This window comes from Streptococcus mitis (assembly GCF_002096855.1).
In the GTDB taxonomy this organism is placed as follows: domain Bacteria; phylum Bacillota; class Bacilli; order Lactobacillales; family Streptococcaceae; genus Streptococcus; species Streptococcus mitis_Y.
Genome location: NZ_NCVH01000015.1, coordinates 1 through 398, shown reverse-complemented (window position 1 = coordinate 398; position 398 = coordinate 1). Strand labels below are relative to the sequence as shown.

Genomic DNA, 398 nt, shown 5'->3' with positions numbered 1-398 from the left:
CTACGTGAGCTTTCAGCAGTCTTAGGCTCACCTGGACGAAGACGTTCGTAAATTTCTTTCAAAGCTTCGTCGGTACGAGAGTCCATTGGGTTCTTATGGATATCTTTTTCAACAGTGTTGCGAACCAACTCGCTGTCACCAAAGATATCAAAGATTTCGTCATCGCCTGAGAAACCAAGTGCACGGACCAAGGTCGTAAATGGAATTTTACGAGTACGGTCGATACGAGTGTAGGCGATATCTTTTGAGTCACTTTCAAGTTCCAACCAAGCTCCACGGTTAGGGATAACAGTTGAACCGTAGCCCACTTTACCGTTTTTATCAACTTTATCGTTAAAGTAAACACCTGGTGAGCGGACCAACTGAGATACGATGATACGTTCACCACCATTGATGAT

At 44.2% G+C, this 398-nt stretch carries 1 pseudogene; it reads right to left on the bottom strand.

Annotation, left to right across the window (positions count from 1 at the left end):
- A pseudogene (locus B7698_RS00615) lies at window positions 1-398 on the bottom strand (DNA-directed RNA polymerase subunit beta); the annotation flags it as partial.